Source organism: Pseudomonas benzenivorans, from assembly GCF_033547155.1.
In the GTDB taxonomy this organism is placed as follows: domain Bacteria; phylum Pseudomonadota; class Gammaproteobacteria; order Pseudomonadales; family Pseudomonadaceae; genus Aquipseudomonas; species Aquipseudomonas benzenivorans_B.
In genome coordinates this window covers 1,019,198-1,034,051 of the sequence record NZ_CP137892.1, presented here as the reverse complement: position 1 = coordinate 1,034,051, position 14,854 = coordinate 1,019,198, and the positions used below count along the sequence as shown (strand labels likewise).

Sequence of the window (14,854 nt, the reverse complement as noted above, 5' to 3'; positions counted from 1 at the left end):
TGGCTGCAGTGCTCGTGGGGAGGACGAAGCCACGGAGAAGGCGATCGAGTGACGGTGAAGGGTGCGGACCGTCCAAGAAGCAGCGAGCGCCTAACGACCCATTCGCCGAAGCCGGCGACAGGCCAACGGATTACAAAAAACTACAAAACTCCTATCGCACTCCAATAAGTTTCCTTTGATATTGACTAAAGCCAACTCAAGTGCCCGTCACACTTAACGCGCACTCATGCACAAACACAACAGCCAGGATGGCCTGCCATGAAACGGATTATTCAAGCCTACGACACGACTACGCCCCCGCTCTCGCCTCCCGACTATTCTCGATCGGTCATCGCCAACTGCCCAGGCAGTTGATAACCCCGACCGTCGCCTCACTTGATAAGCATCACAGATGCCAGGCCAACCGCTTTATGGTCATGTGGCGCCTGAGCCTTATCGCCAATGGAGTTGTATTAACAGAAGGAATCTGTTCTATGCAGCAACAATCTGCCCTCAATGACTGTGGCGCCCTGCCTCACCTGATCGCCGACCCACTGCAGCGTGAACGCACCTACAGTTTTTTCGACGCCATCCTCCAGGCCCGCTGCGAGTCGTCGCACATCAGAGTTCGCCAATTGGTCACACCGGCCGAACTGGAAGTACTTTCCCAGGCACGTCTGCGGCTCTATGCCCAGCGCAAGAAGTACTATGAACTGCTGTTTGGCAATACCCGTGCAGTGGACGAGATCGACAACCGCTCATATGTTTTCGCCTGCTACTACGACGATCAGATCATTGGCACCCAACGTGTCACGCCATTCCCCCATGAAGCCGGCCGTTATATCGACGCCGCAGCCCTAAACGACTTCCTCGGTACCGATTACGCTCATGACCATGTCGAGTTCTCCAGGCTGATTGTCGACAAAACCGCTCCGGTCAAGCGGGTAGTCGATGCCCTTGCCTGCACCGCTGGCTCGTTGGTTGCTCTGAACACGCCCTGCCGCAACTACATCACCTATGTGAAGCCGCGCCTGCAGGAGCGTTTCAGTCAATTCAGCTTCGACCACGAAGCCCTGCTGTTTCAAATCAAGGAGCGTGGCGACCACCACTACGCCCTGTTCAAGGGCAACCTGCTGAGTGCCGTCATCGACTTCTTCAAGCTCGACTGCCACCCCCAGGACCTCACCGACATGGACAGTCTCATAGCCCTCATTGAAGGCTCTCCTTTTGCGACCACCGCCTTCTCCTGATCCTACAGCAGGTTTAACCATGCACGAACACAATAAACAGACCGTCATCGAGTTCTATCAGCGTGTTTTCGCCGAACGCGACCTGTCCGCCGCCGACGAGTTGATCTGCGAGGATTACAAACAACACAACAATGTATTTATTCCTCCGACCCGAGACGGCTTCAAGGGGTATTTCCAACAGTACTTCAAGATGTTCCCCAAGTCGGGCACACAGATCGAGAAAGTCTGCGCCGAGGGCGATCATGTATTCCTCTACGCCACGCATTGGGCCGCCAACAAGCTATTCAAGGTCAACTACAAGGTCATCGACATCTACCGAGTCGAGAATGGCGTTCTACTCGAACACTGGGACACCATCGAGGGCATCGGTCTGTTTTCCCGGTTTATGTACATGATCAAACCCTTGCTCAGACTCTAAGGAGGCCCGACTCAAAAAACCAACTGCGACTTACAGCCCCCAGGGGCATCGATATCTAATCAGGGAGATGACATGAGCAACTTCATAGACGAACTCAAGGATGTATGTGACGCGGAATGGGCCAAAATTAAGGCCGGGCGTTTTTTCCGCCTGGTGCAAAACTCCGAACTGCAACGCGAACTCTATATTCGCGCCATGGTTGAGGTGTTTCACTACACCAAGAACAACGCCATCAACCAGGCCGCCGCCACCTTCGGAGAAGACCACAAGCGGGTCGGCCTGCTGCGCTTCGCCATGAAGCATGCCCTGGAAGAGCTGGGGCACGAGAACATGGTAGTCAACGACCTCGCCTCAATCGGCGTAGATCCCAGTGTTTTCGAGCGCAAACCGCTGCCCGCCACCGAAGCCCTCAACGGATACCTGTTCAGCCTGGCCATCCGCGGCGGAGTCATTCCTCGGCTGGGCTACAGTTTCTGGGCCGAGGACTCCTATGAACACCTCGCTCCGCTGCTGGACGTGTGCAAGAACCGGCTGGGCCTCAGCGACAAGCAACTGACGTTCTTCATCGCCCACTCGGTCATCGATGCCAAACATGCCGAAGACGTCAACAACGCCATCATCCGCTGGGTCGAGAGCGACGAGGACAAGGAAGCGGTGAAGCAGGTGGCGCGCACCACCCTATTCCTCACCGGACAGATTCTCGAATCGGTCGCCAACGAGTTCTAGACCGAGCGCCACGGCGCGGTCCCTGGGAAAGGGCTGCGCCGGGCACCTCCCGCATACCGCCATGACTCCCCCATAGAAGTCGATACAAGGGACCTGCCATGCACACGACAAGCAGCGACATGATCACCTGGGGCAAGATGGCCAGAAAGGCCCCCCGCATCCTGCAGAGTCTGCCCCGGGCTATCAGGGGCCTGAGGCTCTCCAAGGTGTCCTCGCCGACCCAGGCCTGCGGCCTGGGCTGGAGCGTCGAGCAGGCCACCCAACGCAACCCAGACGGCACCGCCCTGCTCTACGAGAACAGCCGCTTCAGCTATCTGGAGATGAACCAACGGGCCAATCGCATCGCCCACTATCTGGCCCTGCAGGGCATCGGCAAAGGCGACGTGATCGGCATCTTCCTCGAGAACCGTCCGGAGTTGCTGTTCACCGTGCTGGGAGCGGCCAAGCTCGGCGCCATATGCGCCATGCTCAACACCTCGCAGACCCGCGACGTGCTGGCCCACAGCCTCAAGCTGGTCAACCCAGCCGCGGTTGTGGTCGGCGAGGAGCTGCTGGGAGCCTATGCCGAGGTGCGCGAGCAGATCGCTCTGCCGCCCGACCGGACCTTCTTCGTCGCCGAACACGGTGCCCAGACGCCGGCTCCCGGCGGCTACCTGAGCCTGCTGGAGGAGTCCCGCAACCAGCCCGTCCACAATCCGGCCAGCACCCAGCAGGTATTCGCCGACGACCCCTGCTTCTACATCTACACTTCGGGCACCACCGGCCTGCCCAAGGCCGGCATCTTCAAGCATGGGCGCTGGATGAAGACCCATGCCGGCTTCGGCATCATCGCCTTGGATATGCGCCCCCAGGACGTTCTCTACTGCACCCTGCCGCTCTACCACGGTACGGGTCTGTGCGTCTGCTGGGGCTCGGCCGTGGCCGGCGCCGGCGCCCTGGCCATCCGCCGCAAGTTCAGCGCCAGCGCGTTCTGGGTGGATGTGCGCAAGTTCCGCGCCACCACCATCGGCTATGTCGGCGAACTCTGTCGCTACCTGCTGGATCAGCCGCCACGCCCGGACGACGCGGACAACCCGGTGGTGAAGATGGTCGGCAACGGCCTGCGCCCAGGCGTCGGTACCCCATTCAAGGCGCGCTTCGGCATCGGCCATGTCTGCGAGTTCTATGCCGCCAGCGAAGGCAACATCGGCTTCAGCAACGTGCTCAACTTCGACAACACCATAGGATTTTCCCTGATGTCCTGGGCCCTGGTCGAATACGATCAGGAGAAAGGCGAGCCGGTGCGCGACAGCCATGGCTTCCTCAAACGGGTAGCCAAGGGCGGCCAGGGCTTGCTACTGGCGAAGGTCGACGACAAGGCCCCGCTGGACGGCTACACCGACCCTGAGAAGACGCGCCAGGTCATCCTGCAGGACGTGTTCGAGAAAGGCGATCGCTACTTCAACACCGGCGACATGCTGCGCGACATCGGCTGGGGCCATGCCCAGTTCGTCGATCGCCTGGGCGACACCTTCCGCTGGAAGGGCGAGAACGTGTCGACCACCGAGGTGGAGAACCTGCTGCTCCAGCACCCGCGGATCGCCGAGGCAGTGGTCTACGGTGTCGAGGTCCCCAACACCAACGGGCGCGCCGGCATGGCCGCGCTGACCCTGGCCGATGCCGATCAACCCCTGGACCTGGACGACCTGCTGCGCTTCGCCCAGGGCAAGCTGCCGCACTATGCCGTACCGCTGTTCATTCGCCTGCGACCGGACATGGAAACCACCGGGACCTTCAAGTACCAGAAGAAGGCCCTCAAACAACAGGCCTTCGACCCCGGGCAAAGCAACGGCGAACCGATTTATGCCTGGCTACCCGGCACCAGCGGCTACCGCCTGGTGGACGCGGAGCTATTCCAGGCCATAGGTGCAGGTCAGCACCGCTACTGAGAGGAGCCCCCAAGCTGGCGTTCAGCGCATCTCGCTGAACGCCAGCTTCACCCCCAGCCCCACCAGCACCGCGCCGGTCAGGCGGTCGAACCAATGGCCGAGCCGGGCGAACCCGGCGCGCACCCGCGCCTGGCTGAACAGCAGCGACACCAGGCAGAACCACAGCGCCGTGGCCGCCGCCAGGTAGATGCCATAGCCGGCCTGCACGATCAGCGGGGTATGCGGGTCGATCACCACGGTGAACAGGGACAGGAAGAACAGCGTGGCCTTGGGGTTCAAGCCATTGGTGACGAAGCCGGTGACGAAGGCCGCGCGAGCCGTCCGCCCGCTCGCTCCCGCCCCTGGCTCGGCGCCGGCCGGAGCGCTGGCCTTGGCCCGGAGCGCGCGAATGCCGATGTACAGCAGGTAAGCCGCCGCCGCCCACTTCAGCGCGTTGAACAGCACGATCGACTGCGACACGATCAAACCGATGCCGAGCAACGAATAGGCCACGTGCACGAAGATGCCGCTGCCCACGCCCAGCGCGGTGAAGATGCCGGCGCGCCGTCCATAGGCCACGCTTTCGCGCACGACAATGGCGAAGTCGGGGCCGGGGCTGGCCACGGCCAGCAGATGGATCAGCGCCACAGTGAGAAATTCAGCCCAGTACATGCCACCTCCGCGACGTCCGTTGAGTCTGTTAGGCTCGCCACATTACCCCTCGTCAGGGCAGTTAGGAAAGGTACAGCGATGAGCAACGACAACCACGCGGTATTTCTCGACCACCGCTCACTGGACCTCGGCGACCTCGACCTGTCCCCCCTCGAGCAGTGCTTCACCACTTTGCAGCTGCATGAGCACAGCACGCCGGAACAGGTCATCGAGCGCCTGCAGGGCCGCCAGGTGGCCATCAGCAACAAGGTACCGCTCGATGCGGCCACCTTCGCCGCCTGCCCCGACCTGAAGCTGGTGCTGGTCGCCGCCACCGGCACCAACAACGTCGACCTGGCCGCGGCGCGCGCCGGGGGCGTCACCGTGAGCAACTGCCAAGGCTATGGCACGCCCTCGGTGGCCCAGCACACCCTGATGCTATTGCTGGCCCTGGCCACGCGCCTGCCGGATTACCAGCAGGACATCCGCGCCGGCCGCTGGCAGCAGGCGCAGCAATTCTGCCTGCTGGACCATCCCATAGTCGAGCTGGAGGGCAAGACCCTCGGCCTGCTCGGCCATGGCGAACTGGGCGGCGCGGTGGCCCGCCTGGCCGAGGCCTTCGGCATGCGGGTGCTGCTCGGCCAGCTGCCGGGGCGTCCGCCCCGCCAGGACCGCCTGCCCCTGGACGAGCTACTGCCCCAGGTCGACGCCCTGAGTCTGCATTGCCCGCTGAACGCGGCGACGACCAACCTGATCGGCGAAGACGAACTGGGCCTGATGAAACCGGGGGCCTTCCTGATCAACACCGCCCGCGGCGGCCTGGTCGACGAACAGGCCCTGGCCGACGCCCTGCGGCGCGGCCATCTGGGCGGCGCCGCCACCGACGTGCTGACCCAGGAGCCGCCGCGGGACGGCAATCCCCTGCTGGCCGCCGACATCCCGCGCCTGATCGTCACGCCCCACAGCGCCTGGGGCAGCCGCGAGGCACGCCAGCGCATCGTCATGCAGATGATGGAGAACGCCCGGGCCTTCTTCTCCGGTGCGCCGCGCCGGGTAGTCGGCTAAGCTTCGCGGCTTTTGCGAGGAGAGCATATGGACCCGCGAAGCGAAGTGCTGCTGCGCCAGGCCGAACTCTTTGCCGGCCAGACCCTGCTGGCCGGGCTGCCGGCCGACGACCTGCTCGGCCACCTGCCCGAAGCCCGCGGCTGGAGCTGGCACGCCGGCGAGCAGGGCGCCCTGGAGAGTCGCTTCACCGGACGCAGCCAGTTCGGCGTCAGCCCGACGGAGCAGGCGTGGGAAGCCGCGGTGCTGTTCCTGCCGAAATCCCGCGAACTGACCGACTACCTGCTGACCGCCCTGGCCGCCCGCCTGGGCGGTCGCCCGCTGTTTCTGGTCGGCGAGAAGCGCGCCGGCATCGAGCGCGCGGCCAAGCAGCTGGCGGCCTTCGGCACGCCGCGCAAGCTCGACAGCGCCCGCCACTGTCAACTGTGGCAGGTGCAGGTGGAGCAGGTGCCTGCCACCCCCGACCTGCAGGCCCTGGCCCGACACTACAGCCTGCAGCTGGAGGACGGCCCGCTGCAGGTGGTCAGCCTGCCCGGAGTATTCAGCCATGGCCGCCTGGACCTTGGCAGCGCCCTGCTGCTGCAGCACCTGGAACAGCTGCCGAGCGGCCATCTGCTGGACTTCGGCTGCGGCGCCGGCGTGCTCGGCGCAGCCCTGAAACGGCGCTACCCCGAGAGCCAGGTGACGCTGCTGGATGTCGACGCCTTCGCCGTGACCAGCAGCCGCCTGACCCTGGCGGCGAACCGCCTGGAGGCCGAGGTCATCAGCGGCGACGGCATCGCGGCCGCGCCCAGGGCGCTGAGTGCCATTCTCAGCAACCCGCCCTTCCACCAGGGCGTACACACCCACTACCAGGCGACCGAACAGCTGTTGCGCCAGGCGGCCCAACACCTGCAGCCGCACGGCCAGCTGCGCCTGGTGGCCAACAGCTTCCTCAAATACCCACCGCTGATCGAACAGCACCTGGGCCCCTGCCAGACCCTGGCCGAGGCCGACGGCTTTCGCGTCTATCGCGCCAGCCCGCGCTGAGCCGGCAGATCGGCCTTGCCCGAAACCGGTCGACTGGGCACAATGCGCCCGTCCTAGGGGAGTAGTCTCCCGCGAGCGCCGCAGCAATGCCCGCTCGCCCGGCGCGCGTCAACATACTTGGTCAACCGGCCATGGCGCGCGCGACCCGAGGTCCGCCCAGCGGATCGGCGGCTTGCCCACAGCAGTACGCGGCAAGCGCCAGGGTTTGACAAGACCTATGACACGCACACCTCACCCGGGGCGGGAAGGTCGTACGTGTCATAGCCGAGTCGACCCGCCCCTCTGGAACTTCGATGCTGGAATCCCTGTTCGTCCCGACCCTGATCGTCGCCCTGGCCGAAATCGGCGACAAGACGCAGCTGCTCGCCTTGCTGTTGGCCGCACGCTTCCGCCGCCCCTGGCCGATCATCGCCGGCATCCTCGCCGCCACCCTGGCCAACCATTTCGCCGCCGGAGCCCTCGGCACCTGGGTCGCCGGCCTGCTCGCCCCCGCCCAGATCGGCTGGCTGCTTGCCGCCAGCTTCGCCGCAGTGGCGCTGTGGACGCTGATCCCCGATCGCCTGGACGAGGACGAGGGCAGCCGGTTCAGGCAGCATGGCGCCTTCCTCACCACCCTGGTCGCCTTCTTCCTCGCCGAGATGGGCGACAAGACCCAGGTCGCCACCGTGATGTTGGCCGCGCAATACCCGCACTTCGTTCTGGTGGTGATCGGCACCACTCTGGGCATGCTGCTCGCCAACGTGCCGGTGGTACTGGCCGGCAACTTCGCCGCCGAGCGCCTGCCGCTGGTCCTGATCCGTCGCCTGGCGGCCTGCGCCTTCGCCACGCTGGCGCTCTACAGCGGTTACCAGGCGCTCAAGCTCGGCGGCGCGGCCTGATGCTGGCCCACGGCCCTGGGCAGCAGTTGGTGCCAATACCCCAGCCGAACGACTGCTGATATCCTGCGCAAGATCTTGCTCAGTCTCGTTGGCCGTCATGGAGGGCGTCATGTCATTGGAAGAGCGTAAAAAACTGGTTCGTCGGCATATCGACCTGTCCTGGAACAAGGGCCACCTGGCCCTGGTCGAGCAGCTGCACAGCCAGGACTTCCTGTACAAGAGCTCCTTCGCCGGGCGGCCGCTGAACAGCCCGTCTTTCGCCCAGCTGGTGCGGGAAATCCGCCGCGCCATGCCGGACCTGGAGGTGGTGGTCGAGGAGTGCGTCGCCGAGGGCAACAAGGTGGTCACCTGGAGCACCCTGATCGGCACCATCGAGCAGCCGGCCCTGGGCTACCCCCCCAGCGACAAGGTGCTGAGCATCTCGGCCATGGCCTTCTGGACCTTGACGCCCGCCAACGAGGTCCAGGAGATCTGCACCATGTTCGACATGGAAAGCTTCCGCGCCCAGCTCGGCCTGGATGCCCGCCCCTACGCGGAGAAGGCCCTGCCCTGAGGCCAGCCTCACCCCTCGATATAACCGTTCTCGCGAAACCACTGGATGGCCCGGCCCAGGGTGTCATCCAGGGTTTGCTCGGCAACGAATCCCAGTTCCTCGCGCGCCTTGCTGCCGTCGAGGTATTGCCCCCCCGCCATCACCGCCAGCGCCGTGTCGTCCAGCAAAGGTGCCTGCCCGGTCAGCCGATAGCGTAACCGGCCCAGTGCCGCCACACCCCGGGCCAGCGCCAGGGGCATCGGCCGCGGCGCCGGCACACCCACCAGCTCCGCGATGCGGCCGGTGAGCTCGGCCAGCTGGATATTCTGCCCGGTGAGCAGATAGCGTTCGCCAACCCGGCCCCGCTCCAGGGCCAGCAACAGCCCGCGCCCGGCCTCCGCCGCGTCGATCAGGTTGCGCCGGCCCGGCACGAAGTAGCGCATCACGCCGTTGGCGATCGCGGTGATCAGCCGCCCGGTGCTCGGGCCGGCATCGAAGGCGCCCAGGGCCATGCCCGGAATCGCGATCACCACCGGTAAACCACAGCGGGCCTGCTCGCGGGCCTGCTCGTCCAGGGCCCATTTGCACAGCAGATAAGGATTGCGCCAGCGTGGCATGCCCTCGTAGAACAGCCCCTCGTGCCCGGCCACCCCCTGCGGATGCCGCGGCAGCGCGATAGCCGCACCGACATAGAGGATGCGCGGCACCTCGGCGGCCAGGCAGGCGGCATAGAAGTGATTGCTCTGGTCCAGGGCACAGGCCACCTCATCCTGCCAGCGCCGAGGCTGGCTCGGGTAGTGGCCGGCGCAGAACAGCACGCCATCGACGCCGTCCAGCGCCCGGCACAACTCGGCATGGTCGAACAACTCGGCAGCCCGACACTCGGCCCCCAGATAGGCGAGGCGCTCGATACGCGAAGACGGGCGGTGAATCAGCCGCAACTGATGGCCCGCCGCCTTGATGGCGCGGGCGGCATGATGGCCCAGCAGGCCGGTGGCACCGAACACGGCAAGCTTCACGGCCGCTCCTTGTGCAGGGAAACGAAAACGCCCAGCGCCGGAGACCGGGCACTGGGCGAATGGGCAGCCCGCCGCAATCAGCGCGCGGCTTTGGCCTGTTCGTAGAGCGGCATGACCTTGGGAATGGCCGCCTGCAGCGCGGCGATCCGGCTGCTCGAAGAGGGGTGCGTGCTCATGAACTCCGGCGGCGCGCCATTGCTGGCCTGGGCCATCTTCTGCCACAGGCTGATGGCGGCATTGGGGTTGTAGCCGGCCCGGGCGGCCAACTCCAGCCCGATCAGGTCGGCCTCGTTCTCGTTGCCGCGGCTGTTGGGCAGCGTCATGCCGTATTCCACCGCCGCGTCGGCGATGGCCATGGTGCCCTCGCCCAGGCCGAGCAAGGCGCCCGCCCCCTGCTTGGCGAGCCCCAGGCCGTAGGCCTTGGACATGGCCTCGCGGCTGTGCTCGCGCAGGGCATGGGCCATCTCATGGCCCATGATCGCGGCGATCTCATCGTCGGTGAGGTTGAGCCTGTCCATCAGGCCGCTGTAGAAGAAGATCTTGCCGCCGGGTCCGCAGTTGGCATTGAGCTCGTCGCTCTTGATCAGGTTGACCTCCCACTGCCACTGCGCGGCATCGGGACGGAAGATCGGCGCCTTGGCGATCAGCCGGTCGGTGATCGCCTGCAGGCGCTTGGCGTTGGTGCTGCTTCTATCCAGCTTGCCCTTGCTCGCCGCCTCCCCCAGGGTCTGCTGGTAGGACTGGGCGTACATCTGGTTGACCTCCTGACTCGAGAGCATGCTGAACATGTACTGCTTGCGCTCGACCCCCACCGCACCGCCACTGGTGGTGTTCACGGCCTGGCATCCTGCCAGCAGCAGGGCCGCGGTCAACGCGGTGAATGACGACAACTGCTTCATGCTGAATCTCCATCTGAATAAGCCCGTATGCTAGGCCGCCGACCTGTCGCGGGCAACAGTCGACGCAATGGCCAGTACCTCCGCTGCCGGGTTCCGGCGCGACTACAGCGGAGTCAGGCACTCGGGACCATCGAGCCTGGGATCGTTGACCAGGTTGGCCAGCACCCGCTCGCGCAAGGGCTGCTGTGCCGCGCTCAGCAGGGCCAGCAGCTCCGCCTGGGGCGTGTCCTCGGCCAGCCAGGCCGCCTGCCCCGCCTCGTCGAGAATCAATGGCCGCCGCTGGTTCGCCGCCGCCTGGGTCACCAGTGCGGTGCTGAGGTAGACATGCCCCTCGACCGGATAGGCCTCCCACAGCGCGGCGAAATACAGCAGCGAACCCTCGCCGGTCATCCAGTACGGGTGCTTGCGCACGCTGCCGCGCCACTCATAGAAGCCGTTGGCCGGCAACAGACCGCGGCGCTGGCGAAAGGCCTGGCGAAACATCGGCTGCTCGGCCAGGGTCTCGGCACGCGCCTGGGCCGGGGTCTTCGACAGGTCGGTCAGCCAGGGCGGGGTCAACCCCCAGCGGGCACGGCTCAGTTGGCGCTCGCCGGCGACGTGGCGCAGCAGCAACACCTGGGCATTGGGGGCGATATTCCAGTGGGGCAGCTGGTCGGCGGGAAAGCCGGGCAGCGCCGCGAACGTCGGCGACCAGCGGAACAGGGCATAACGTCCACTCATGGGGCAACTCGATGTCAGGTGGGCGGCCCCATGCCGATCAACAGATGAGGACGCCCTGTGTGTTCTCCGGCTCATCGCCGGGCAGCGGTTGCGCGGCATTGTACGCGGCGATCAGCTGCTGCGCGCGCTCGGCCTGAGGGTCCTCGACCATCAGGCCGAGCAGGCCGCAGGTCGGCAACTCGCCGACGGCGCCGAGCAGGTCGCGGCCGGTGAGATGGGCCTCGATACCCTCGCTGGCCAGCATGCCCAGCAGCAGCTCGCCCTCCATCAGGTCCAGCGGCTCGTAGATGCGTTGCATCAGTCGTTTTCCCCACGGACATCCAAGATCCAGTCTACGCCATCGCTGCGCAGATCGAAGAGGATCGGCCGGCAGCACACCGGGCAATCCTCGATGTATTGCTGATCGCCGGCGGACAGGTCGAGCAACGCCTCGACCGTCTCGCCGCAGTAGGGGCATCGATACGCCTGGGTTTCCAGCATCGCGGTCTCCGTGTGACTTGCGCGTATAATCGCCGGTCTATTGCTGGCCCCGAATACCGGGCACTCCCCCACAACAGGCCTGTTAACCGCAGCCGAACTACGACAAGAGAGCATGATGGGCGAATTCGATGCCATCCGACCCTACGCCGACGCCGAAGTCCCTGCCGTACTGGCACGCCTGCTGGCCGACGAGGCGTTCCTCGACATCCTCACCCAGTTCCGCTTTCCGCGCCTGGCCGACTCCCTGGGCTGGCTGCTCAAACCCCTTATAGCCTATCGGCTGCGCCGTGAATTCCGCCCGGTCGCCTCGGTGCGGGCGCTGCAGGACAAGATCGAACACTACGTCGACCGCACCATCGAGCGCGCCACCGACGGCGTCACCTACTCCGGCGTCGAGCGGCTCAAGCCGGGCAGCGCCTACCTGTTCCTGGCCAACCACCGCGATATCGTCATGGACCCGGCCTTCGTCAACTATGCGGTGTATCACGCCGGCCTGCCGACACCGCGCATCGCCATCGGCGACAACCTGCTACAGAAGCCCTTCGTCAGCGACCTGATGCGCCTGAACAAGAGCTTCATCGTGCACCGCTCGCTCAGCGGCCGCCGCGAGAAACTCGCCGCCTACCAGCTGCTGTCGGCCTACATCAATCACTCGATCCGCCAGGACGGCGAGTCGGTCTGGATCGCCCAAGCCGAGGGGCGCGCCAAGGACGGCGACGACCGCACCGATTCGGCGATCCTCAAGATGTTCCACATGAGCCGCAAGGACGAGGCCTTCGCCGAGGTCATCGCCTCGCTCAAGCTGACTCCGGTGTCGATCAGCTACGAATACGACCCCTGCGACCAGGCCAAGGCCCGCGAACTGTTCGTGCGCGCCAGCACCGGTCGCTACGACAAGGCCCCCGGTGAGGACGACCAGAGCATCGCCCTGGGTATCACCGGCTACAAGGGGCGCGTGCACGTGCACTTCGGCGAGCCGCTGAGCCGCGGCCTGGAGGACAGCAAGCAGCTGGCCGCCGAGATGGACAAGCAGATACTCGGCGGCTATCGCCTGTTCCCGGTGCATTACCTGGCCTATGCCATGTGGAGCGAACGCGATCCCGAGCTGCAGGTACCCGACGCCGCCCAGCTGTTCCCGGCCGAGGAGCTGGCCGCCGCCCAGGCGCAGTGGCAGCAGCGGCTGGCCGCCTGCCCGGCCGAGCAGCAGCCCTACCTGGTGCTGCAGTACGCCAATCCGGTACGCAACCAGTACCGGGTCAAGGCCGGCTTGCCGCTCTAGGGGCAGCCAGCAATGCAAAAAGGCAGCCCGCAGGCTGCCTTTTTTCTGATTCCACCGCGCCGCTCACAACCTGGTGCTGATTCCGGAAACCGCCAGCGCCAGCCCCAGGCAGCTATAGCCGAAGCGATAGAAGAAGCGGTTCATCCGTAACGTCGCCTCGCTCAGCAGGCTGGCCTGGGCGCCGCCTTCGAGCTCGTTCTCGGCCGCCAAACGGGCCAGGCCGCGCTGCTCACGCAGACGGGTGGCCAGCAGCAGCCAGGCCCCCGCCACCGCGAAGAACAGTGCCAGGGAGTTGGCCAGCTGGGCCGGGTGGGCGAGAAACAGCGACCAGAGCGCCTGCAGGGACATCGACAACCTCCACATCACAACGGTGCATGGCCGGGCCAGGCGCACCACAATAGGGACGATCCCGCCCCGCTCGGCCGATTGGGTGCGAGCGGAGCGGAGAAAAATACGCCGGGCAGTTTACCGGAGCCCCGTGGTTATAAGTTTTGCTCCCGACGAACGCGGCCGCTATCCCAAAATCGTCTGAATACGCCCCATAATCGTCACAATGCTGGCCTAGGGTTTGAATTCTATTCAGTTACGCCACCGTGATCGCCGTACGGCAGCGTATTCAATCCGTCACGGAGACCCTGCCATGCTCAATCCACAACCCCTAGACCGCGACTACCTGATCGACTCGCTGGACGAGGTGCAAGATCTGATCGACGGCCTGTCCTTCAACGTGCACGACCACCAATGGCTGATCTATTGCGCCCTCGGCGGCCACGAGCACTACGACCTGCCGGACATCGACCGGCGCACCGGCCTGAGCCTGCCGGAGCTGTACGCCGAAGCGGCCTGAAAAACCGCGCAACGCCCAAGAAAAAGCCCGGACATGTCCGGGCTTTTTATCTACGGCTGCCTGCTCACTGGAGCAACAGCTGGCCGATGGTCGGGTCCTTGAAGGCGCGGGTCAGCGCGTCGCTCAACACGTCGCTGACCAGCTTGGTGTTGGTTTCCTGGTTCGGCGCCATGCCAAAACGCTGGTTCAGCGAGGCACCGTAGCGGCCGCTGTAGCGGCGCGAGCTGTTCTGCACATCGGCGCGGAAGGTAGCGGTGATGTCGGACTCGGTGACGTACAGCCCCTCTTTCGGCGACTGGTACTTCAGCTCGGCCAGGGTCAGGGTCAGTTGCGGCGCGTTGTAGGCGTTCGGCGTCGGGGTGAAGCCGAGCAGGCGCACCGCGGCCTCGGCCTGGGCCTGCAGCTTGGGCAGGATGTCCTGGCCGCTGACGCTGATGGCGCTGGTTTCCGGATACAGGCCGCCGCGAGTGCCGAGTACCGGCGACGGGCGTCCGTCCACCACGCGCACCACCACCGGCTGGCCCTGGCCGACGGCGGCCAGGGGGCTGTTGATCTTCGGTTGCGGGCTGAGTTGTTGCGGGCTGTGAGCACAACCGACCAGGGTCAGGCTGGCGACGGCCATCAGTCCAAACAGCAGGCGATGCAGCATGCTCATCTCTCCATAGCGGGGTGCGAAGTGGCCGGCAGTATAACCAGCGGTTCGATGCGCTAACAGCGTCGCTTTTATGACCGGGCATCCCCCTCGACGGTTCCTGTCACCGGCCTGTCATGGCGCTCTGGCATAAGACTTTAGTCGTCATCGCCCGAGGCCCGCCCCATGTTTTCCATTCGTTCGCTGTTCGCTCCTCGCCGGCCGCTGCGGACCTTCGTCCTGCTGGATGAGCGGGGACTGTGCCGCGCCTTCCGCCAATCGCTCCAGGCCCCGTCCGGCGCGGGCTGGACCGAAGTCAAGGAACAACGCCTGAGCTGGCTGAATCAGCCACTCCCGGCCAGCGCACGCCTACTGCCAGTCGCCGCGCATCCGTCTCTCGGCAAGGCGTTGGCAGCCTGACCGGCGGAAGAAGAAAAGTCACACAGGACGATCAATTTTCCCGCTTTCGCCTTATAATCGCGCCCCGATTATAAGGACGCCTCCTGATCGGGCCTCGCCGTCCCGCTGATGCACTAGCCATCGGCAT

General features: G+C 65.2%; 19 protein-coding genes. 11 read left to right on the top strand and 8 right to left on the bottom strand.

Annotated features, from left to right (window positions below):
* Window positions 1-473 precede the first annotated feature (473 nt).
* From SBP02_RS04850 to SBP02_RS04835, 4 genes are all read left to right on the top strand, one after another.
* The gene (locus SBP02_RS04850; RefSeq protein ID WP_318645265.1) at window positions 474-1,229 is read left to right on the top strand and encodes a hypothetical protein; all 756 of its coding nucleotides are present in this window, start codon (window positions 474-476) and stop codon (window positions 1,227-1,229) included.
* Window positions 1,230-1,248: 19 nt separating this feature from the next.
* Window positions 1,249-1,647, top strand: a complete 399-nt coding sequence (locus SBP02_RS04845) for a nuclear transport factor 2 family protein (protein WP_318645264.1) — start codon at window positions 1,249-1,251, stop codon at window positions 1,645-1,647.
* A gap of 72 nt (window positions 1,648-1,719) precedes the next feature.
* Window positions 1,720-2,373: an iron-containing redox enzyme family protein gene (locus SBP02_RS04840; protein WP_318645263.1), complete on the top strand. Its 654-nt coding sequence runs from the start codon at window positions 1,720-1,722 to the stop codon at window positions 2,371-2,373.
* 98 nt (window positions 2,374-2,471) lie between these two features.
* Complete coding sequence (locus SBP02_RS04835; RefSeq protein ID WP_318645262.1) at window positions 2,472-4,301, top strand: long-chain-acyl-CoA synthetase; 1,830 nt, start codon at window positions 2,472-2,474, stop codon at window positions 4,299-4,301.
* A 21-nt stretch (window positions 4,302-4,322) separates the two neighbouring features.
* Here the strand turns inward: SBP02_RS04835 and SBP02_RS04830 are convergent, their stop codons facing one another.
* The gene (locus SBP02_RS04830; protein ID WP_318645261.1) at window positions 4,323-4,952 is read right to left on the bottom strand and encodes a LysE family transporter; all 630 of its coding nucleotides are present in this window, start codon (window positions 4,950-4,952) and stop codon (window positions 4,323-4,325) included.
* A gap of 78 nt (window positions 4,953-5,030) precedes the next feature.
* Here SBP02_RS04830 and SBP02_RS04825 point away from each other — a divergent pair, with 78 nt between their 5' ends.
* From SBP02_RS04825 to SBP02_RS04810, 4 genes are all read left to right on the top strand, one after another.
* Window positions 5,031-5,996 carry a 2-hydroxyacid dehydrogenase gene (locus tag SBP02_RS04825; protein ID WP_318645260.1) on the top strand — a complete coding sequence of 322 codons (966 nt, stop codon included), beginning with the start codon at window positions 5,031-5,033 and terminating at the stop codon, window positions 5,994-5,996.
* Window positions 5,997-6,023: 27 nt separating this feature from the next.
* Window positions 6,024-7,022, top strand: coding sequence for a class I SAM-dependent methyltransferase (locus SBP02_RS04820; protein ID WP_318645259.1), 999 nt, complete (start codon window positions 6,024-6,026; stop codon window positions 7,020-7,022).
* Between the two features lie 296 nt (window positions 7,023-7,318).
* Window positions 7,319-7,900: a TMEM165/GDT1 family protein gene (locus SBP02_RS04815; RefSeq protein ID WP_318646302.1), complete on the top strand. Its 582-nt coding sequence runs from the start codon at window positions 7,319-7,321 to the stop codon at window positions 7,898-7,900.
* Between the two features lie 109 nt (window positions 7,901-8,009).
* A complete protein-coding gene (locus tag SBP02_RS04810) occupies window positions 8,010-8,453 on the top strand; it encodes a ketosteroid isomerase-related protein (RefSeq protein ID WP_318645258.1) in 444 nt (147 codons plus the stop codon).
* Window positions 8,454-8,461: 8 nt separating this feature from the next.
* Here the strand turns inward: SBP02_RS04810 and SBP02_RS04805 are convergent, their stop codons facing one another.
* From SBP02_RS04805 to SBP02_RS04785, 5 genes are all read right to left on the bottom strand, one after another.
* Window positions 8,462-9,451 (bottom strand): NAD-dependent epimerase/dehydratase family protein, encoded by a 990-nt coding sequence (locus SBP02_RS04805; protein ID WP_318645257.1) that lies wholly within the window; start codon window positions 9,449-9,451, stop codon window positions 8,462-8,464.
* A 77-nt stretch (window positions 9,452-9,528) separates the two neighbouring features.
* On the bottom strand, window positions 9,529-10,350 hold the full coding sequence (locus SBP02_RS04800) for a M48 family metallopeptidase (protein WP_318645256.1): 822 nt from the start codon (window positions 10,348-10,350) through the stop codon (window positions 9,529-9,531).
* Window positions 10,351-10,452: 102 nt separating this feature from the next.
* Entirely contained in the window at window positions 10,453-11,070 is a 618-nt protein-coding gene (locus SBP02_RS04795; protein ID WP_318645255.1) for an SOS response-associated peptidase, read from the bottom strand.
* A 37-nt stretch (window positions 11,071-11,107) separates the two neighbouring features.
* The gene (locus tag SBP02_RS04790; RefSeq protein WP_318645254.1) at window positions 11,108-11,368 is read right to left on the bottom strand and encodes a putative signal transducing protein; all 261 of its coding nucleotides are present in this window, start codon (window positions 11,366-11,368) and stop codon (window positions 11,108-11,110) included.
* Window positions 11,368-11,550, bottom strand: coding sequence for a CPXCG motif-containing cysteine-rich protein (locus SBP02_RS04785; RefSeq protein ID WP_318645253.1), 183 nt, complete (start codon window positions 11,548-11,550; stop codon window positions 11,368-11,370). The genes SBP02_RS04790 and SBP02_RS04785 overlap by 1 nt, the downstream gene beginning before the upstream one ends.
* A gap of 112 nt (window positions 11,551-11,662) precedes the next feature.
* Here SBP02_RS04785 and SBP02_RS04780 point away from each other — a divergent pair, with 112 nt between their 5' ends.
* A complete protein-coding gene (locus SBP02_RS04780; RefSeq protein WP_318645252.1) occupies window positions 11,663-12,829 on the top strand; it encodes a 1-acyl-sn-glycerol-3-phosphate acyltransferase in 1,167 nt (388 codons plus the stop codon).
* A gap of 63 nt (window positions 12,830-12,892) precedes the next feature.
* On the opposite strand, the gene SBP02_RS04775 is transcribed toward SBP02_RS04780, so the two are convergent.
* Window positions 12,893-13,177: a hypothetical protein gene (locus SBP02_RS04775; RefSeq protein WP_318645251.1), complete on the bottom strand. Its 285-nt coding sequence runs from the start codon at window positions 13,175-13,177 to the stop codon at window positions 12,893-12,895.
* 292 nt (window positions 13,178-13,469) lie between these two features.
* Between SBP02_RS04775 and SBP02_RS04770 the strand changes: the two genes are divergently transcribed.
* Entirely contained in the window at window positions 13,470-13,676 is a 207-nt protein-coding gene (locus SBP02_RS04770; protein ID WP_318645250.1) for a hypothetical protein, read from the top strand.
* Between the two features lie 64 nt (window positions 13,677-13,740).
* On the opposite strand, the gene SBP02_RS04765 is transcribed toward SBP02_RS04770, so the two are convergent.
* Window positions 13,741-14,325, bottom strand: a complete 585-nt coding sequence (locus SBP02_RS04765) for a YajG family lipoprotein (protein ID WP_318645248.1) — start codon at window positions 14,323-14,325, stop codon at window positions 13,741-13,743.
* A gap of 168 nt (window positions 14,326-14,493) precedes the next feature.
* Between SBP02_RS04765 and SBP02_RS04760 the strand changes: the two genes are divergently transcribed.
* Window positions 14,494-14,727: a hypothetical protein gene (locus SBP02_RS04760; RefSeq protein ID WP_318645247.1), complete on the top strand. Its 234-nt coding sequence runs from the start codon at window positions 14,494-14,496 to the stop codon at window positions 14,725-14,727.
* Window positions 14,728-14,854: the final 127 nt, after the last annotated feature.